Genomic DNA, 19420 nt, shown 5'->3' on the forward strand with positions numbered 1-19420 from the left:
CCGGACCTTGGACTTCTTCGCCGGCGGACGACGTGGGGCGCTCTTCGCGGTTGGACTCACGCCAACCACCCTAACGACGCGAACGGCGGCGGCGGGGCCGGGTGCTTGCGCCGGTGGCGTAACGGCACCGGTCACCGGTCCGGCGGCTCGACCCCGTGGTGCGTGAACAGGTCCTCGTCCACCGCGATCTCGCTGGGACGGAAGGGCTGGACGGTCGCACCGGGGAAGCCCGGCATCGCGACCCTGGACGTCACATCGGGGTTGTCCGCCGGTTCGGTGCTCGCTGCCGGCGGCGCCGGTGCCGACGTTGCCGCCGCCGGCCGGGGGGTCCAACCGGCCGGGGGCGGGTCGACGGCGGGCGTGCTCGCCCCGGCCCGGAGCTGCGCCACCGTCACGCGCGCGGGGGAACCGGCGTGCCGAGAGGCGCGTCGCTCCACGAGCAGGGTGACGGTGGCGATCACGGCCAGCAGCCCGGCGGCCAGGATGGCGATGGGCAGCCATCGGCCGGCTGGATCGGCATGCGCGACGGTGGTGCCGGACAGCCGCGCCTGGTCGGGATGGCCCTGCAGGTACTGCACGGCCACCCGTTCGCCGACCCGGTGCCCGCAGGCGGACACCGAACTGCGGACCGGCGGGGTCACGGCGAGTTCGACGACCGTGTTGCCCGCACCGGACGCGCAGGACGGGGACGACATCACCACGGCGTAGGCGTCGACCGGGTCGGCGTCGATCGGATCGGTGACCGAACGGACCGACCACAGCCAGATCCCGAAGCCGACCGCGGCGACCACCAGCAGCCCGGCGGCGACGAGCGGGACCGGCAACCGGACCATGCGGCCGCCGCCACGCCTGTCCTTCTGACCGGCCCCATGTCTGCCCACCCGCGGATCATGGCACACCCGGCGGTGCGTCGGGCCGAAGGCTCGGGGGAACGGCCGGGCAAGGCGAGCCGGCAGCTTCGCGAGCGGGCGTTACCGCAACCCGGCCCGACCCCGTTCGGCCAGCTCGCGCCACAGGTGCGCGACCGCCTCACAGCCCTTCAGCAGCAACGACACCACCGCCTTCTCGTTGGGCGCGTGGATCTGGTCGTCGTCGGTCATCACCCCGAGGAAGACCAGCGGCGCCCCGATGACGCCCGCCAGTTCCGCCTCGGGACCCGACCCGCCTTCTCTGGTCATCAACACGACGTCCGTGTCGAAGGCCTGCCCCAGCGCGGCCCGGGTGGCCGTGGTCGCCGGGTGCTCCGTGTCCACGTAGAGCGGGGCGACACCGGCTCCTTCCCAATGGATCTCGACCTGCACGCCCGGACGCGCGGCCGCCGTGACGAAATCCGTCACCTGCTGCTGGATGACGGCCGGCTGTTGTCTGCCGACCAGTCGGAACGTCACCTTGGCGTAGGCGTCGGTGGGCACGATGGTCTTGTTGCCCGGTCCCGTGTAGCCGCCCCAGATGCCGTTGATCTCAGCCGTCGGGCGGGCGCCGATCCGTTCCAGGGTGGTCCAGCCGGCCTCACCGGCTGCCGCTCGGGACGCCGCCGGCCCGGTGATCCAGGCCTCCTCGTCGAACGGGAGAGCGGCCGTCGCGGCGCGCTCGGCCTCGGTCGGCTCGATCACGTCGTCGTAGAAGCCGGGCACCGTGACGTGGCGGTCGTCGTCGTGCAGGGCGGCCAGGATGCGGGACAGTTCGGTGATCGGGTTGGGCACGGCACCCCCGAAGGACCCGGAGTGCAGATCGATGTCCGGTCCGTGGACGTGGATCTCGGCGGCGACCAGGCCGCGCATGCCGATGCACACCGACGGCGTTTCCGGCCCGAAGATGCCGGTGTCGGAGACCACGATGAGGTCGGCCGCGAGCTCGTCGCGGTAGGCGTGCAGCAGTTCCATGATGTGCGGGGAACCGGATTCTTCCTCGCCCTCCACCAGCAGGGTCAGATTCACCGCCGGTGACGTGCGTCCGGTGGCCGCCAGGTGCGCGCGCAGCCCCAGCAGATGCATGGCGATGTTGCCCTTGTCGTCACTGGCCCCCCGGCCGTGCAGCACACCGTCGATGATCCGGGGCTCGAACGGCGGGTAGGTCCAGCGTTCGACGCCGTCCGCGGGCTGGACGTCGTGATGGCCGTAGACGACGACCCGGACGGCGTCCGGATCGCCCGACGGCCAGTGCGCCAGCACGGCCGGTAGCCACGGCCCGTCAGCGAGGACCTTCACATCGGGAAAACCGTTGGCCCGCAGCTGCTCCGCCAGGAATTCGGCGCTGGCGGTGACGTCGCCGTGGTGGCCCGGGTCGGCACTCACCGACGGGATCCGCACCCAGTCCTGCAGTGTGTCGAGCCATTGGGCCGCTCCGGCCTGGACAACGTCGCGTTCGGAAGTCATGGGACAAACCTATGCCCGGCCGGATTTCTAGTGGGTGGCGGTGACCTTGTTCAGCCCCGCCGGGCGATCGGGATCCAGCCCGAGGGCCAGGGTGGTGGCGATCGCCAGTTGCTGACCCCGGATCACCAACGGGATCACCGCGAGCGCCTCACCGAGGGTCTGGGGCACGGCCAGCCCGATGGCGCCGGGCACACCGTTCCAGACCTCCGGAGCGCCGACACCGATCACCGGGGAACCGAGTTCGGCTGCCGCCCGTGCGGTCTCGGCGACATCGGCCAGCACCGGGCCGCGCGCCCCGTAGGCCACCACGGCGACCTCGTCCGAGGCGACGGTGAGCGGACCGTGCAGGAAGTCGGCGCTGGAGAAGCCCTCGTGCACCCGCCGGCTCGTCTCCTTGGACTTCAACGCGCCTTCCAGGGCGGCGCAGTAGGTCAGCCCGCGGGCCAGGTGGATGGCCGTACCGCGCGGTTGCAGGACGGCGACCGCCTCGGCCAGCAGCCGTTCGTCCGCCAGGGTCTGCGCCGCCGCGTCGGGCAAGGCCGCCCAGGCCGACTCTCCCCCGGTGTATTCGGCGATGCTGCTCCCGACGGCCTCGGCCAGCAGAGTGACCAGGGCCAGTTGACCGGTCACCGTCTTGGTGGCCGGCACGGCCAGTTCCCGGCCGGTTCCGACGGCCAGGGTCACCGTCGCCGCGGCGGCCAGGGGCGAGTCGTCGTCATTGGTCACGGCGACGACCATTCCCCCGCCGTCGGCCAGACGCCGGGCCACGTCGACGATCTCGGGGGTCTTCCCGGACTGGGAGAGGGCGACGACCAGATGGTCCCGGGAATCGGGCGTGTGGTGGTAGCGGGTGATGATGCTGGGCGCGATCAGGCTGACCGGCAGGCCGGTGGCCAGTTCGAGCAGATACCGGGCATGCACGGCGACGTTGTCGCTCGACCCGCGGGCGATCAGGGAGATGCCGCGCAGGCGGCTCGGGAGGCGGCTGCGGACCAGCTCGTGCAACTCCGTCCGCCGCCCGACTATCCGGGCCAGGACCTCGGGCTGTTCGGCCATCTCGAGCTGCACCTGCGCACCGGGCCTGGGCGAGACCACCTGATCCGACATTCACCGCTCCTGTTCGTTCAATGCTCGCAATTGCTCATATCGTAACGGTTACGAGCAGCATTGAACAGTGCCTTGAGCAGGCGTCACCTCCGTCCGGTGCGGCGAAGTCGGCGGAGCTAGAGGTCGAAGCCGAGCTTGCGGAGCTGGCGGGGATCCCGTTGCCAATCCTTGGCCACGGTGACGTGCAGATTCAGATACACCCGGGTGCCGAGCAGCTCCTCGATCTGCAGCCGCGCTCGGCGGCCCACCGAGGACAACCGAGAACCCTGATGCCCCAGGACGATCGCCTTCTGCGAGTCCCGTTCGACGAAGATCGTCACGTAGATGTCGGTCAGGTCGGTGCGCCCCTCGCGCGGACCCATCTCGGTCACCAGCGCGGCCAGCGAATGCGGCAGTTCGTCGCGGACGCCGTCCAGCGACGCCTCGCGCACCAGTTCCGCGATCCGGGTCTCCATGGGTTCGTCGGTCAGCTCGGCGTCCGGGTACAGGCGCGGGCTCACCGGCAGCCGGTCGATGAGCAGGTCGGCGAGCACGTCAACCTGGCTGTCGGCTACCGCCGACACCGGGATGACCTCGGCGAAGTCGCGAACCTTGGACAGGGCCAGCAACTGCTCGGCCACCTGCTGCGGGGTGGCCTTGTCCGTCTTGGTGATGATCCCGATGATCGGTGTCTTCGGCGCCTGTTCGGACAACTCGGCCGCGATCCGGCGATCACCCGGCCCGACCTTCTCGTCCGCGGGCACGCAGAAGCCGACCACGTCGACGTCGCTCCACACGCTGCGGACCAGGTCACCGAGGCGCTCTCCGAGCAGGGTCCGCGGCTTGTGCATGCCGGGCGTGTCCACGATGACCAGTTGCGCATCGGGCCGGGTGACGATGCCGCGGACCGCGCGCCGGGTGGTCTGCGGTTTGTCCGACGTGATCGCGATCTTGGTTCCGACCAGGGCGTTCAACAGGGTCGACTTCCCTGCGTTGGGCCGCCCGACGAAGCAGGCGAACCCGGAACGATGGGCCGCGGCATCGGTCTTGCGGGCCATCACGGGTTGATCCGCTGCACGACGACACCGGCGTCGTCGGTGACGATCAGGTGCGCGGTCGACAGATCGCGAGCGACGGCCAGCGATGCCGGGTCGGCGCCGCCGGCGCCGACCACGACGGCCGCCTCCAACGCGGTCGCCCCGGACGACACGGCAAGCGCCACCGCCGCCTGCAGAGCGGTGAGGGTAAGGGACGGAAGGGACACCGTGGCCGCGGCGTAGGTACGCCCGTCCTCGTCACGGACGGCTGCACCCTGGACGGCACCGGCGCGGCCCTTCGCACCACGGGCCAGCGTCACCAGCTTGGCGTCCTCGGGGAGCAGGACCTGCTGGTCGGAGCTGGGGGCGGGGTCGTGCAGGGTCACCGGTCGATCCTCTGTCTCTTGTCGGCCTTCTCGGGCTTGTCGGCCTTTTCGGGCTTGTCGTTCTTCTCGGACCGGTCCGGCCGATCGGCCTCGGCATCCGCGGCCTCGAACTCCAGCTCCGGTTCTTCCTCGCGTCCGTCGCCGGCGAGGTCGGCCTGCTCCTGCTCTGTCAGCCGGCGCACCAGCAGGGTCTGCACCCGCGGGCGCCCTCGGCGGTCCACTCCGGCCTCGCCGATCAGCTTCAGTCCGTTGACCGTGGCCTCGGCGCCGGGCAGGGCCACACGTCCGAGCAATTGGGCCAGCAGACCGCCGACGGTCTCGACGTCGTCGGACGGGAGCTCCACGTCGAACACGTCACCGAGGTCCTCGACCGGCAGCTTGGCCGAGACCCGGACCATCCCGTCCTCGAGGTGCTCGATCGGATCCGGCTGGGGCGCGTCGTACTCGTCGGTGATCTCCCCGACGATCTCCTCGATGATGTCCTCGATGGTCACGATGCCGGCGGTGCCGCCGTACTCGTCGACCACGACCGCGAAATGGGTCCTGGTGCGTTGCATGTCGCGCAGCAGCGCATCCACGTTCTTCGACTCGGGGACGAAAGCCGGAGCCCGCATCACCTCGGCCAGCGTCGGCCCGCGGTCACCGGGGTCGATCGACAGGGTCCGGGCGATCAGGTCCTTGATGTAGATCACGCCCAGCACGTCGTCGACGTCCTCGCCGATCACCGGGATCCGGGAGAAGCCCGAGTTGGTGGCCAGGTGCAGAGCCTGCCGCAACGACTTGGTCTCCTCGATCCAGACCACCTCGGTCCGGGGCACCATCACCTCGCGCACGATGGTGTCGCCGAGCTCGAAGACGCTCTGCAGCATCTCCCGTTCCGCCTCTTCGACCACACCGCGATCGCCGGCCAGGTTGACCAGCTCCCGCAGTTCGATGTCGGAGGAGAACGGGCCTTCCCGGAAGCCACGACCCGGGGTGATGGCGTTCCCGAACAGGATCAGCAGCGACGCCACCGGGGACAGCACGCGCCCGATGGCCCGGGTGGCGCCGGCCGCGACCAGGCCGATCGTGTACGGGTGCTGGCGCCCGATGGTGCGGGGCAGGACACCGATGGCCACGTAGGAGACCAGCAGCATCACCAGCACGATGGCCGCGCCGACCCAGACGCGGAAACCCCAGGTGCTCAGGGCCACCGCCGAGACCAGCACGGTGGCGGTCAGTTCGGCACCCACCCGGAGCAGAAGCAACAGATTCGTGTAGCGCGGTTTGTCGGCGACCACCGCGAACAAGGACGCGGCACCGCGCCGACCCTCCCGCTGCATCTCCTCGACCCGCGCCGCCGAGACCATGGTGATCGCGGCGTCCGCAGCGGCCAGCAGTCCGGCGATCGGGATCAGAGCAGCGGCCAGGATGAGCAGGACGACATCCAGAGCGTTCACGCCGGTCAGTGATCCTCGGATGGGTCGGGCGAGGGCTCGACCGCCGCCACGACGTCCAGCACCGCCGAGTCGACGGCGGCGAGCCGGGCCTGGTAGGCCTCGCGCTCGCGCTCGTCACGCCAGTCGTCGAGCAGTTCGTTCTGTAGCTGGAACATCTTGCGTTCCTCGGCCGGCTCCACGTGGTCGTAACCCAGCAGGTGCAGGATGCCGTGCACGGTGAGCAGATGCAGTTCGTCGTCGAGGCTGTGGCCGGCCTGGGTGGCCTGCTCCAGCGCCACCGCGGGGCACAGCACGACGTCGCCCAGCAGCGCCGGACCGGGTCCGGCCTCGTCCGGGCGGCGAGCCGTCTCCAGCTCGTCCATCGGGAAGCTCATCACGTCGGTCGGACCTTCTTCGTCCATCCACTTGATGTGCAGTTCCGTCATCGCCTCGACGTCCATCAGCAGGATCGACAACTCGGCCAGCGAGTTGATGCCCATCCGGCCCAGGGCGTAGCGGGACACCGAGACGAGCGCCAACTCGTCCACCCCGACGCCGGACTCGTTCGCGACCTCGATGCTCACGACCGTCCCCCTCGGCGGTTCGAATGGCCCAGACGACGGTCCTGGTGATCGGCGGCCGGGTCGGTGTTCGTCTCGTCCCAGCGGGCGTAGGCGTCGACGATGTCGCCGACCAGCCGGTGCCGGACCACGTCCGCGGAGGTCAGCAGGCTGAACGAGACGTCATCGACGTCCTTGAGGATCTGCCGGACGACCCGCAGGCCGGACGGCTGGCCGCCGGGGAGGTCGATCTGGGTGACGTCGCCGGTGACGACCATCTTGGAGCCGAACCCCAGACGGGTGAGGAACATCTTCATCTGCTCGGCCGTGGTGTTCTGGGCCTCGTCGAGGATGATGTAGGCGTCGTTGAGGGTGCGTCCGCGCATGTAGGCCAGCGGCGCCACCTCTATGGTGCCGGCCGCCATCAACCGCGGGATCGACTCCGGATCGAGCATGTCGTGCAGCGCGTCGTACAGCGGGCGCAGGTATGGGTCGATCTTGTCGGACAGAGTGCCCGGCAGGTATCCCAGCCGCTCCCCCGCCTCCACCGCCGGCCGGGTCAGGATGATCCGGGTGACCTGCTTGGCCTGCAGCGACTGCACGGCCTTGGCCATGGCCAGGTAGGTCTTGCCGGTCCCGGCCGGCCCGATACCGAACGTGATGGTGTTCTCGTCGATCGCGTCGACGTAGCGCTTCTGGTTCAGCGTCTTGGGGCGGATCACCCGGCCACGGCGGGAGATGATGTTCAGCCCGAGGACCTGCGACGGCGCCTCGGCGTCTTCGTCGGCGTCGGTCAGCATCCCGATGGTGCGGCGGACCGCATCTGGTGTGATGACCGATCCCGACGCCTGCAGCTGCAACAGCTCGCGGATCACGCGTTCGGCAAAGGCGACGTCGGCGTCGGGTCCGCGCAGGGTGATGCGGTTGCCGCGGACGTGGATGTCGGCCGCAAGGTGCTCCTCGAGCAGGCGGAGCAGCAGATCGCGGGAGCCGAGAAGGCCGACCATGGCCTTCTCGTCGGCGACCACCATGGTGAACTCGGCGTTGCTCGTAGCTGCGGTCCGGCCGCGCGGCGTCTGACCGTTGCCCGAACTCGGGTCGGGTGTCGCCTGGGCGGCCGTGGGAGTGTCCGGCACTAGGAGCGCTGCCTACTTTCGGTGGTCGGAGTGTGGAGGAGTGATCTCGTCCCTACCGTATGGATTCTATCGTCGCCAGCGCCATCAGGTTTCCGCTGTGCGCTGATCACGCCATCGTCAGCCGCAGGGGCCCGCCGCCGAGCAGGTGCAGGTGGGCGTGGAACACGGTCTGGCCCGCGTCCGGACCGGTGTTGAAGATCAACCGGTACCCGGATTTCTCGACCCCTTCGCCGGCTGCAACCGACCGCGCCCCGGAGACCATCGCCCCGACCAGGGCCGGGTCGGCGGCGGCCAGGGCGGCCGCATCGGCGTAGTGCAGCCGCGGAACCACCAGGACGTGCACCGGCGCGTGCGGGTTGATGTCGCGGAAGGCCACCACGTCGGCGTCGCTGTAGACGATGGTCGCCGGGACGGCTCCGGCCACGATCCGGCAGAACAGGCAGTCGGGATCAGTCATGGGGCCAACTTACTGGGATCTTGCCGTCGCGTCCGAGACGGCGAGAACGCGGCAGACGGCTCGCCTGAGGGCCGGAGCGGTTCTCAGGTGCGCCGGATGCAAGGCCGAGGAGTCGACGGAGACCGCCTTTGTCTCCGAGACGAGGAGAACGCCGCAGACGGCTCGCCTGAGGGCCGCTAGACCATCTGGAGGAGGGAGTCGCGGCATACCGCCCACGCGTCGGACCGGACGTCGATGAGCCCCATGTGATCGACGCCGGGCAGGACCACCAGGCGGGCCGGGTCCCCGGCCAGGACGGCGGCGTCGACGTAGCGCTGGGACTGGGACAGAGGCACGTCCTCGTCCTGGTCGCCGTGCACGCAGACCACGGCGGCGCCGTCCCCGACATGGGCCAGGGGCGACGAGTGGTGGTACCGCTGCGGGACGGACCCGGCGGCACCCTGCATCAGGTCGTCGACCGCGCCGTCACCGAGGCGCTCGAGGGACGCGCCGACCAGGTCGAGCACACCGGCCTGGGCGACGGCGCCGATCACCGGGACGAAGTGCGAGGTGGCGGTGATCGAACCCGCCGTCCCGGATCGCAGCGACCGGCGGTGGGTCAGCCACGCGGCGAGCTGCCCGCCGGCCGAATGCCCAACGGCGGCAACGCGATCCAGCCGCAGGCGCCCCTCGGCGACGTACTGTCCGGCGGAGGCCAGATGGTCGACGGCACGGGCCACGTCGGCCATGGTCGTCGGCCATCCCCCGCCGTCGCCGACCCGCCGGTACTCCACCGCCGCGGCCGCCACACCGAACTTCGCGAGGTCGGCGGCCAGCGGTTCGGCCAGTTCGACTCCGTACTTGTTCCGCCAGAATCCGCCGTGCACCACCACCACGACGGGCAGACGGTCCCCGGCGGGCAGGTGCATACGCACGAACTGGCTCGGGTGGGAGCCGTAGCTGTACTCCTGGACGGTCGTCATGGCGTGACCATCATCGCGTGCTCGGTCGAAGGGGCGACGACCACCCTGCCGTCAACTGCTCTCACGACGATGCGGCCCGATCGGCCCAGCGGTGGGCCAGCACTCCGAGCGCGCCCAGGGCGACGGCGCCGGCGGTCGAGGTGCGCAGCACCTCGCGACCCAGACGCACCACCTGGGCGCCGGCTTCACGGAACGCGGCCAGTTCCTCGGGCGACACCCCACCCTCCGGCCCCACGACCAGGACCAGCTCGCCGGACGACGGGAGTACCGCCTCGGTGATCGGCACCGACCCCGCCTCGTGCAGGACCAGGGCACCGGCGGCGCCGGAGATCAACGTGGCGACGCCCGCGGTGGAGGCCAACGGAGCGACGACCGGAACGGTGGGCCTGCGGGACTGCTTGGCCGCCTCCCGCGCGACGGTCTGCCAGCGCTGCACCCCTTTCACCGTCTTGTCGGCGGTCCATCGGGCAACACAGCGCGACGCGGACCACGGGACCAGGGCGTCCACCCCGGCTTCCGTGGCCAGGTCCACCGCGAGCTCGCTGCGTTCGCCCTTGGGCAGCGCCTGGACCAGCGTCACCGTCACCGCCGGGGGTGCGGTCTGCTCGGTGGCCGAAACGTCGAGTTGCACGCTGGCCCGGTCGACCGCCGTGACGGCGGCGACGGCCAGTGCACCGGTCCCGTCGGTCAGGACCAGCTCCTCCCCGACCCGCATCCGGCGGACGACCGACGCGTGCCGGCCCTCAGCACCGTCGAGCCGGTACGGCCCCGGGCCCGGAACGGTCGGGACCAGGAAGAACGGGCGGCTCAGTCCGCTGGTGTCCGGCGGCGGGGCCCCGGTCACCGTCCGGCGAAGGAGTCGCGGATGCGGGAGAACAGGCCGCCGTGGCCACGGGTGGCCAGCTCCGGCTGTTCCTCGCCGCGCAGGGTGGCGAGCTCCCGCAACAGGTCGGCCTGCCGGCCCTCGACATGGGTCGGGGTGACGACCTCCAGGTGCACGTGCAGGTGGCCGGAGCCGGTACCGCGCAGCCGGGGCATGCCCTGGTTCCGCAGGGTGATGACCGTCCCGGACTGGGTGCCGGGCTGGATGTCCAGGTCCTCGACGGCGTGCAGGGTCTGCAGGGCCATCGAGGTGCCCAATGCGGCCGCCGTCATCGGCAGGTGCACGGTGCAGTGCAGGTCGATGCCGTCGCGGGTGAACTTGTCGTGCTGCAGTTCGCGAACCTCGACGTACAGGTCTCCGGGGGCACCGCCACCCGGACCGACCTCACCCTGGCCGGACAGCCGGACCCGGATGCCGTCGCCGACGCCGGCCGGGATGTTGGCCCTGACCGTGCGCCGGGTGCGGACCCGGCCGTCACCGTTGCACTGGCGGCACGGCTCCGGGATGACCTCGCCGAACCCGCGGCACACCGGGCACGGCCGGGAGGTGATGACCTGGCCGAGCAGCGAGCGCTGGACCTGCTGGATCTCTCCGGCACCCTTGCAGGTGTCGCAGGTCTCCGGGTGGGTGCCCTCGGCGCAGCCGGACCCGTGGCACACCGAGCACAGGGTCGCCGTGTCGACGGCCAGATCCTTGGCCACCCCGGTCGCGCACTCCTCCAGCGTGAGCTCGACCGGGATCAGCGCGTCGTCGCCCTGACGGACCCGGGAGCGGGGACCGCGCGAACGCTGTCCGCCACCGCCGAAGAAGGCGTCCATGATGTCGCCGAGCCCGACCCCGGCGCCCCCGAAGGGGTCACTCATGCCTCCGCCACCGCCACCACCGGGCGACAGTGGATCCCCGCCGAGGTCGACGATCTGGCGTTTCGCCGGGTCGGACAGCACCTCGTAGACGGCGGTGACCTCCTTGAACCGCTGCTGGGCGGCCGCGTCCGGGTTGACGTCGGGATGCAGCTCGCGTGCGAGCTTGCGGTAGGCCCGCTTGATCTCGTCGGCCGACGCGTTCTTGGCCACGCCGAGCAGGCCGTAATAGTCCCGTGCCACCTGGTGAACTCCTGTTTCGCTGTTCTGACGGGCCACCCGAACGGGGTGGCCCGGTACTTGCCTCTCGCACGACTATCCCCGTGACCGGGGCGTCGTGCGGTCGGGCCTTCGTCTATCGGCCGGCGACGATCTCGCCGACATATCTGGCCACCGCTCGCACGGCGGCCATCGTTCCTGGGTAGTCCATCCGAGTCGGGCCGACCACGGCCAACCCGCCCATCAGCATGTCGCCGCGGCCGTAGCCGGCCGACACGAGCGCCGAGGTCGACAGGTTGGCGTCGTCGTTCTCCTGTCCGATCGAGACGATCATCGCGTCCGGCGACTCGAGCACGGCCAGCAGCTTCAACAGCGTGACCTGCTCGTCCAGGGCTTCCAGGACGCCGCGCAGGCTGCCCGGCTGGTCAGCCCAGGCGCCCGTCGCGTGAGACGTCCCGGAGAGCACCAGCCGGCCCTCGGGATGCTCGACCAACGCCTCCAGCAGAGCCGCCACCGCGGTGGTGGCCGCCGGCTTCACGGACGGGTCGGCCCGCTCGACGACATCGCGCAGCCCGTCGGCCGCATCGGCGAACCGCCGGCCGGTGATGGCCCCGCCGAGCAGACCCTTGAGCACCGACACGGTGTCGTCGGTGATCTCCTGATCGACCTCGACCACCCGCTGCTCGACCCGGCCGGTGTCGGTGATGACGACCAGCAGCAACCGGTTTGTCCCGAGGGCCACGATCTCGACGTGCCGGACCACGGACCTGGTCAGGTTCGGGTACTGGACGACCGCGACCTGCCGGGTCAACTGGGCCAGCAGGCGAACCGACCGGCGCAGCACGTCGTCCAGGTCGACCCCGGCCGACAGGAAGCCCTGGATCGCCTTTCGCTCACCCATCGACAGGGGCTTGACCTGCGACAACCGATCGACGAAGAGCCGATAGCCCTTGTCCGTCGGGATTCGGCCGGCCGATGTGTGGGGCTGGGCGATGTAGCCCTCGTCCTCCAGAACGGCCATGTCGTTGCGAATGGTGGCGGGCGAGACCCGAAGATGGTGCCGGTCGACCAGCGCCTTCGACCCGACCGGCTCGTGGGTGGCGACGTAGTCGGCGACGATGGCGCGCAACACCTCGAATCGCCTGTCCTCGGCGGACATCCGTCACCTCCCTGCATCGTCCCTCGTGGGCGCGGGAATTGGCACTCTCCGCGCTCGTCTGCCAAGTGTAAGCGCCGCGCACCCCCGGCTGCGGGCACGGGAAATCCGTCGGGAGCCGACCACCGACCGCTACCCTTGGTCGGTCCGGTCTTCACCCGCCTGTCGCCGCGCCCCGCCGATCGTCAACGCCACAAGGAACACAACCATGATCTTCAAGGACGTCCGTGACGGTCGCCCCTACCCGGATCACGGTTTCTCGATGCGGGACTGGGCGAAGATCCCGCCTCGACAGATCCGCTTGGACGAGTTGGTCACCACCAAACGCGAGCTTCGCCTGGACACCCTGCTGGACGAGGATTCGACGTTCTACGGCGACCTGTTCCCGCACGCCGTGTACTGGGCCGGGGAGGTCTTCCTCGAGGACGGACTGCACCGCGCGCTGAGGGCGGCGCTGCAGCAGCGGACCGTCATCCACGTCCGGGTGCTCAACCTGGACGACCTGCGCGGCACCTCCATGGGCGCCACCGCCGACCCCCGCTGAGCCTCCGCCTGCACCGAACTGGCGTCGGCATCGACCGTCGCGCCCCGCCCCGCCCCCCGTTCCTCGGCGTGGATCAACTTCGCAGGCATGGACGAAGATGTTCACTCTCGTCACGCTGGTCCCAAACCGGCGAAGATGATCCACGCGGCACGACGAAACACGCCGGCGGCGACCTCAGTCGAGCAGGCGGATGGCGATTCCGTCGGCCAGCAGCCGGCCGCGCTGGGTCAGCACCGCGGTGCCGACGGCCAGGGTTACCGGATCGAGCAGTCCCTCGACGGCCGCGGCGGCGGCCTCGGCCCGGCCGGCGTCGGTCAGCCGGCGCAGCGGCAGACCCTCGCGCAGCCGCAGGCGGAGCAGGATGTCCTCCGTGCGGCGGGCCTCGTCATCGAGCACCTCGCGGGCATAGCCGGGGGACCGCCCCTGCTGGAGCGCGGTGGCGTACGCGTGCGGGTGCTTGACGTTCCACCAGCGCACCCCGCCGACGTGCGAGTGGGCGCCGGGTCCGATCCCCCACCAGTCGTCACCCCGCCAGTAGGCGAGGTTGTGGCGGCAGCGGGCTGCGTCGTCAGCCGCCCAGTTCGAGACCTCGTACCAGGCGAGACCGGCATCGGTCAGCATGCGGTCGGCGATCAGGTACCGGTCGGCCAGCACGTCCTCGGCCGGCATCGGCAGGCGTCCGGTCCGCACCGCCCTGGCCATGCGCGTGCCGGGTTCCACGATGAGCGAATAGGCCGAGACATGGTCGACGCCGGCGCCGATGGCCGCGCTCAGCGAGTCGGCGAACTGCTGGTCCGTCTCGCCCGGGGTGCCGTAGATCAGGTCGAGGTTGACGTGCTCGAAACCGGCCTGTCGAGCCCAGCCCACCACTTCCAGCGGCCGGCCCGGCGTGTGGGTCCGTTCGAGCGCGCGCAGTACGCCGGGGTCGGTGGACTGCATCCCGAGGGACAGCCGGGTGTACCCGGCGGCCCGCAGTCCGGCCAGCAGGGCGGGATCGGTCGATTCCGGGTTCGCCTCGGTGGTCACCTCAGCGTCCGGGGTCAGCCCGAGCACCGCGTCGACCCGGGCCAGCAGCCCGCCCAGACGGGCCGCTCCCATCAACGATGGGGTGCCGCCGCCGACGAACACGGTGGACACGGCACGCTGGTCACCGTGAGCCCGCAGCACACGCGCGGCCAGGTCGATCTCGGCCAGCGCGGCGTCGTACCAGGAGTCCGGGGAGGCCGAGCTGCCGAGCTCACCGGCCGTATAGGTGTTGAAATCGCAGTAGCCGCAGCGGGTCGCGCAGAACGGCACGTGCAGATAGATCGACAGGGCGCGGTGGGCGGATCCGAGGTACGCCTGCTCCGGAAGAGAGCCGTCGGCTGGTACCGGGTCGCCCTCGGGCAGGGTGGAGGGCACCCGACCATCCTGCCCGAGCGACCGGCCTCGCCGTACCAACGGCCGTTCGGCAGGCACCCGACCCGCTTGCGCCGAGCGGATCAGTGCCAGATCGAGTAGGCCACGGCGACGGCCAGCAGGGCCAGCAGGGCGATCGACATCCACCGCCGGCTGACGGCGGGCAGCGGGCGGTTCATCGGGTCGGCTCGGCGGTATCGGTGACGCTCAGCACCGGACCGGAACCGTCATGACGGGCGATCGCGGCCGCGGCCGCCAGGCGCATCTCCCGACGGGTGCGCGGCCAGACCAGCCGCTCCACGATCCGGTCGATCCCGCCGGCGACCAGCCAGACCAGCGGAACCAGGACGACGAGCAGCACCGGGACCTGGACCCAGTAGGACTGCCCGGCGATCCAGGACTCGACCGCGTCGACCCCGTCGAGTACGTCTTTCCAGCTCACGGATCCACCCTGTCACACCCAACCCGGGCGCCGACGCTCCGAGGCCGGCATGTGCCTGCGGTCACGCGGTGGTGCGGGAGACGACCTCGAACTCCAGCAGCGTCGCACCGGTGGCCACCGACGGCCGGGCGGCACCGGGCCCAGGGCCGGCGTGCGCACCCTGCGCCCGAGTGGCGGCCCAGGCCTGATAGTCCTCTTCGCTGGCCCAGCGGGTGTAAACGAAGTACCGGGTCTCCCCGGCCGTCGGTCGCAGCAGGCAGAACTCCTCGAAACCGGGCGAACCGTCGACCGCGCCGAGCCGGGCCGCGAACCGCTGCTCCAGCTCTGGTCCGGACCCGTCGGGAATGGTGATGGCGTTGATCTTCACGACTGACATTCACTCAGCGTAGAGCGCTCGCCACCTGCGTTCAGCCGCTCAGCAGGGTGGTGATCAACATCCGGTCGATGGTGGTGAAGAACCGCACGACGCGCGGCGCGGCGGCGAGGAGCAAGGCACCGGCCACGGCCAACAGCAGCATGCGCGGCCAGGTGTCGACGAAGTAGTTCGGCCACCACTGCATGCCACGGTGGAGAGAACCGTCGGCGGCCGACTGGTACGGCAGGTAGCGCTGCCACAGTCCGTTGGTGATGGCCCCCAGACCGGCCGAATAGAACGCCACCGCGAAGGCGAAGGTCACCGGAGCGAGGAGGATCTTGATGCAGTGATAGGTCACGGCGCGCCAGCACCCGGGATCGCGCAGGATCGAGGTGAGCGCGCCGATCGGGCCGGGCCGACGGCGGCGGATCGGAACCGGACGCACCGACGGCAGGTCCAGCAGGGCCGCGGCCAGGACCCGCTGGAGATGCCCGCCGGCCCGCGCGATCAGCAGGGCCAGAGCCAGAATGGGCACCCCGACGTAGATGACGGTCAAGCTCACCCCGAGCGCGATCATCGTGACCGACAGCACGAAGAAAGTGATGGCCGGCGCGAGATCGACGACGGCGTAGAGGGCCTCGGCCCAGGTGGCCGGGCTGAACACCCCAGCGGATCGGCGCACGCGGCTCGTCCTCGGCGGGTCGGTCGGTGGCGCAGCAGCGGCGCCGAACCAGTCGACGGAACTCAGTTCGTCTCGGTCTTGGATCGTCGGTGTATTCACGACGTCGATCCTGCTGCACGGGCGACGGCGCCCGGAAGGGCCCTGGACCGCCAACCCATGGGGGCCCAGGCCCCGTGAACCCGAGGGGCGGTCGCCTACTTCTTGCCGGTCGGCGCGTCGGTGGACAGAGCGGCGATGAACGCTTCCTGGGGGACCTCGACCCGGCCCACCATCTTCATCCGCTTCTTGCCCTCCTTCTGCTTCTCCAGCAGCTTGCGCTTCCGCGTGATGTCACCGCCGTAGCACTTGGCCAGGACGTCCTTGCGCATGGCCCGAATGGTTTCCCGGGCAATGACCCGAGATCCGACGGCGGCCTGGATCGGCACCTCGAACTGTTGGCGCGGAATCAGTTCCCGGAGTTTGGCCGTCATGGAGACGCCGTAGGCATAGGCGGAGTCACGGTGCAGGATCGCGGAGAACGCATCGACCGGCTCACCCTGCAGCAGGATGTCCACCTTCACCAGATCCGAGTCCTGCATGCCGATCTCCTCGTAGTCGAGGGAGGCATAGCCACGGGTGCGGGATTTCAGCGCGTCGAAGAAATCGAAGATGATCTCGCCCAGCGGCATGGTGTACCGCAATTCGACGCGGGTCTCGGACAGATAGTCCATCCCACCCAGCACACCGCGGCGCGACTGGCACAGTTCCATGATCGCCCCGATGTATTCGCTCGGCGTGATGATCGTGCATTTCACGATCGGCTCGACGGTCGAGGCGATCTTGCCCTCGGGCCAGTCGCTGGGGTTGGTGACCGTGTGGACGGATGTGTCCTCCATCGTCACCTGATAGACGACGTTGGGGGCGGTGGAGATCAGGTCGAGGTTGAACTCGCGCTCCAGGCGATCGCGGGTGATCTCCAGATGCAGCAGACCCAGGTACCCACAGCGGTAGCCGAATCCGAGGGCGGCCGACGACTCCGGCTCGTAGGTCAGGGCGGCGTCGTTGAGCCGGAGCTTGTCCAAGGCATCCCGCAGGAGCGGGTAGTCCGAGCCGTCCAGCGGGTACAGGCCGGAGTAGACCATCGGGCGCGGATCCCGGTAACCGGACAGGGCCTCGGTGGCCCCGCGCCGCTCCGACGTCACGGTGTCACCGACCTTGGACAGTCGCACGTCCTTCACGCCGGTGATCAGGTAACCGACCTCACCGACACCCAGCCCGCGGGTCGGGATGGGCTCGGGCGAGATGATGCCGACCTCGAGCAGTTCGTGGGTGGCCTTGGTCGACATCATCTGGATCCGCTCGCGGGGGGAGATCTGCCCGTCGATGACGCGGATGTAGGTGATGACGCCGCGGTAGATGTCATAGACCGAGTCGAAGATCATCGCCCGGGCCGGACCGTCGGGATTGCCGACCGGAGCCGGGATCTCCGCGACGACCTTGTCGAGCAGTTCCTTGACCCCGGCGCCGGTCTTGCCGGACACCCGCAACACGTCGTCGGGCGAACCGCCGAGGATGTGGGCGATCTCCTCGGCGAACCGCTCCGGCTGGGCGGCCGGGAGGTCGATCTTGTTCAGCACCGGGATGACGGTGAGGTTGTTCTCCAGGGCGAGGTAGAGGTTGGCCAGTGTCTGGGCCTCGATACCCTGCGCGGCGTCGACCAGCAGTACCGCCCCTTCGCAGGCAGCCAGGGAACGCGAGACCTCGTAGGTGAAGTCAACGTGGCCGGGGGTGTCGATCAGGTGCAGGACGTGGTCCTGCATGTGACCCTCAGCATCGGCGACCGACCACGGCAGCCGGATGCTCTGCGACTTGATCGTGATGCCGCGCTCGCGCTCGATGTCCATCCGGTCCAGGTACTGGGCCCGCATCTGCCGTCCGTCGACCACCCCGGTCAGCTGCAACATGCGATCGGCGAGCGTGGACTTGCCGTGGTCGATGTGCGCGATGATGCTGAAATTCCGGATCAGCTCCGGCGGGGTGAACGTCGTGCGGTGCGCGTGGGAAGCCTGGGTCACGAGGGTCTTTCTGCGGGAACGGGGGCTGACGGCGACCGGCCGTGGTCGACCGGGCAGTCCATTGTCCCACGCCTGGCCGTCACCCCGCGGCGCCCGGGACCAGCCGGTCCCCTATCCGTGAGCGGGCACCCGGCGCCGGCCGCGCGCTACGGAGCCGGGGCGACCGGGACGCTGCGGTCTTCGCGGCCGGCGCGCAACTCGTACATCCGGCGGTCGGCGGCATCCAGCAGTTCGTCCGGGGTCAACGCCAGCCCGAACGGGCGCTCGGCCACCCCGACGGTGACCCGCGGCACCACGCCGGCTTCGGCGCTGGTGGTCCGGTTGTTCAACCGGCGGGTCAGGGACGCCTCCGACGGCGCCGGCCAGCAGCCGACCATGACGAACTCGTCACCGCCCCACCGGACCAGCAGATCCTCGGGGCCGGCCAGCCCGCGGAGCGCGACCGCGATCTCCCGGAGGGCCTGGTCTCCGCGCTCGTGCCCGAAGAGGTCGTTCACCGACTTGAAGTGGTCGATGTCGACGAACGCGCACCAGACGCCGCGCCGTGCCCGATCCGACGCCCACAGCCGCGCGGCTCGCGTCTCGAACCCGGATCGATTGAGCAGACCGGTCAGCAGGTCGAATTCGGCCGCCAACCGCAGCTGGTCCATCAGATCTCGCTGCACAGTTCGTTCGTGCCGCTGGGCCAGGAAGAACCCGACGGCGATGGCGGCGCCCAGCGGGATCACCGGGATGAGGTTGATGAACAGCCCCCCGGGCACGCCGAACACCAGCCCGGCCGCGGCCCATGCAGTCATCCCGAACACCTGGAAGGCCACGAAGACGACCGCATTCCGGATGGTGGCGGCCGCGCCGACCAGGGCCAGGGCGGTGTAGGCGGTCAGCGATCCCCAGGTGAGCGGGGACGGGAGCGCGTGCATCAGAAAGCCGATGGTCGTACCGGCCAGGGCCAGCGCGGCGGCGATGTCCAGGGCGGTGGCCGAGACCACCACGCCGGTCCGGACCAGAACCAGACCGACCAGACCCATCAGCCCGAGCGCGACCCCGAGCGCCGTGACGAACGGGCCCCAACGTCCGCCCTCGCGCATGGCGAGGTTGATCGCCAGGTTCGAGGCGGCGGACAGGCCGAGAGTCACCGAGGCCATGTAGTTGAGCGGCCGTTCCGGACGGTCCGGGGCAGCCGTCGTCGACCCGGCGGAGACCGACCTTCGACAGCGACTCACTGGAGCTCAGCCTCGGTTTCGAGCAGTTCATCAGGGTTCTGGGTCGGTCCAGGACGGACCGTGGCCGATGTTACGGGGTGCCACTCACCGGGAACGCAGCGATCACGCGTCGCCGCGCCCGGACCGCCGTCGGACCCGGCGAGTAGCTTCGGACCTCGGCGGCCCTCGGCGGGTCCGCGGTCCCGAA

Annotated in this window: 20 protein-coding genes; 1 reads left to right on the plus strand and 19 read right to left on the minus strand. The window is 70.3% G+C overall.

The genetic code is table 11. The annotated features are described in order from the left end of the window. Positions 1-131: 131 nt before the first annotated feature. The 13 genes from BLS97_RS23650 to hrcA all read right to left on the minus strand — a co-directional run bounded on the left by BLS97_RS23650 (position 132) and on the right by hrcA (position 12538). Positions 132-881 (minus strand): hypothetical protein, encoded by a 750-nt coding sequence (locus tag BLS97_RS23650; RefSeq protein ID WP_231988282.1) that lies wholly within the window; start codon positions 879-881, stop codon positions 132-134. A gap of 90 nt (positions 882-971) precedes the next feature. After that, positions 972-2375 carry a M20/M25/M40 family metallo-hydrolase gene (locus tag BLS97_RS00840; protein WP_090474120.1) on the minus strand — a complete coding sequence of 468 codons (1404 nt, stop codon included), beginning with the start codon at positions 2373-2375 and terminating at the stop codon, positions 972-974. A 27-nt stretch (positions 2376-2402) separates the two neighbouring features. Continuing rightward, positions 2403-3482 carry an SIS domain-containing protein gene (locus tag BLS97_RS00845; RefSeq protein ID WP_090474121.1) on the minus strand — a complete coding sequence of 360 codons (1080 nt, stop codon included), beginning with the start codon at positions 3480-3482 and terminating at the stop codon, positions 2403-2405. Positions 3483-3598: 116 nt separating this feature from the next. Beyond that, complete coding sequence (era, locus tag BLS97_RS00850) at positions 3599-4519, minus strand: GTPase Era (protein ID WP_090480955.1); 921 nt, start codon at positions 4517-4519, stop codon at positions 3599-3601. Further along, complete coding sequence (locus tag BLS97_RS00855; RefSeq protein WP_231988283.1) at positions 4519-4884, minus strand: cytidine deaminase; 366 nt, start codon at positions 4882-4884, stop codon at positions 4519-4521. The genes era and BLS97_RS00855 overlap by 1 nt, the downstream gene beginning before the upstream one ends. Then, the gene (locus BLS97_RS00860) at positions 4881-6323 is read right to left on the minus strand and encodes a hemolysin family protein (RefSeq protein WP_090474122.1); all 1443 of its coding nucleotides are present in this window, start codon (positions 6321-6323) and stop codon (positions 4881-4883) included. The genes BLS97_RS00855 and BLS97_RS00860 overlap by 4 nt, the downstream gene beginning before the upstream one ends. A 5-nt stretch (positions 6324-6328) precedes the next feature. Beyond that, entirely contained in the window at positions 6329-6886 is a 558-nt protein-coding gene (ybeY, locus tag BLS97_RS00865; protein WP_090474123.1) for an rRNA maturation RNase YbeY, read from the minus strand. Then, complete coding sequence (locus tag BLS97_RS00870; RefSeq protein WP_090480961.1) at positions 6883-7893, minus strand: PhoH family protein; 1011 nt, start codon at positions 7891-7893, stop codon at positions 6883-6885. Before BLS97_RS00870 ends, ybeY begins: the two co-directional genes overlap by 4 nt. Positions 7894-8104: 211 nt before the next feature. Next, positions 8105-8455 (minus strand): histidine triad nucleotide-binding protein, encoded by a 351-nt coding sequence (locus BLS97_RS00875; protein WP_090474124.1) that lies wholly within the window; start codon positions 8453-8455, stop codon positions 8105-8107. A gap of 176 nt (positions 8456-8631) precedes the next feature. Continuing rightward, a complete protein-coding gene (locus tag BLS97_RS00880) occupies positions 8632-9417 on the minus strand; it encodes an alpha/beta hydrolase family protein (protein ID WP_090474125.1) in 786 nt (261 codons plus the stop codon). Between the two features lie 61 nt (positions 9418-9478). Next, entirely contained in the window at positions 9479-10261 is a 783-nt protein-coding gene (locus BLS97_RS00885; RefSeq protein WP_231988285.1) for a 16S rRNA (uracil(1498)-N(3))-methyltransferase, read from the minus strand. After that, entirely contained in the window at positions 10258-11403 is a 1146-nt protein-coding gene (gene dnaJ / locus BLS97_RS00890; RefSeq protein WP_090474126.1) for a molecular chaperone DnaJ, read from the minus strand. Before dnaJ ends, BLS97_RS00885 begins: the two co-directional genes overlap by 4 nt. Before the next feature lie 112 nt (positions 11404-11515). Further along, positions 11516-12538 (minus strand): heat-inducible transcriptional repressor HrcA, encoded by a 1023-nt coding sequence (hrcA, locus tag BLS97_RS00895; protein WP_090474127.1) that lies wholly within the window; start codon positions 12536-12538, stop codon positions 11516-11518. Between the two features lie 205 nt (positions 12539-12743). On the opposite strand from hrcA, the gene BLS97_RS00900 reads away from it, so the two are divergent. After that, a complete protein-coding gene (locus BLS97_RS00900) occupies positions 12744-13079 on the plus strand; it encodes a type II toxin-antitoxin system VapB family antitoxin (RefSeq protein WP_090474128.1) in 336 nt (111 codons plus the stop codon). A gap of 174 nt (positions 13080-13253) precedes the next feature. On the opposite strand, the gene hemW is transcribed toward BLS97_RS00900, so the two are convergent. The 6 genes from hemW to BLS97_RS00930 form a co-directional block, all read right to left on the minus strand. After that, complete coding sequence (gene hemW, locus BLS97_RS00905) at positions 13254-14480, minus strand: radical SAM family heme chaperone HemW (protein WP_090480968.1); 1227 nt, start codon at positions 14478-14480, stop codon at positions 13254-13256. A 172-nt stretch (positions 14481-14652) separates the two neighbouring features. After that, positions 14653-14919 carry a hypothetical protein gene (locus BLS97_RS00910; RefSeq protein ID WP_090474129.1) on the minus strand — a complete coding sequence of 89 codons (267 nt, stop codon included), beginning with the start codon at positions 14917-14919 and terminating at the stop codon, positions 14653-14655. Positions 14920-14980: 61 nt separating this feature from the next. Beyond that, positions 14981-15295 (minus strand): antibiotic biosynthesis monooxygenase family protein, encoded by a 315-nt coding sequence (locus BLS97_RS00915; RefSeq protein ID WP_090474130.1) that lies wholly within the window; start codon positions 15293-15295, stop codon positions 14981-14983. 31 nt (positions 15296-15326) lie between these two features. Next, positions 15327-15956, minus strand: a complete 630-nt coding sequence (locus tag BLS97_RS00920; protein WP_157695097.1) for a sensor domain-containing protein — start codon at positions 15954-15956, stop codon at positions 15327-15329. Positions 15957-16150: 194 nt separating this feature from the next. After that, a complete protein-coding gene (lepA, locus tag BLS97_RS00925) occupies positions 16151-18010 on the minus strand; it encodes a translation elongation factor 4 (protein ID WP_172832190.1) in 1860 nt (619 codons plus the stop codon). A gap of 146 nt (positions 18011-18156) precedes the next feature. Beyond that, entirely contained in the window at positions 18157-19155 is a 999-nt protein-coding gene (locus BLS97_RS00930; RefSeq protein WP_090474133.1) for a GGDEF domain-containing protein, read from the minus strand. Between the last annotated feature and the right edge of the window lie 265 nt (positions 19156-19420).

Source organism: Nakamurella panacisegetis (assembly GCF_900104535.1).
In the GTDB taxonomy this organism is placed as follows: domain Bacteria; phylum Actinomycetota; class Actinomycetes; order Mycobacteriales; family Nakamurellaceae; genus Nakamurella; species Nakamurella panacisegetis.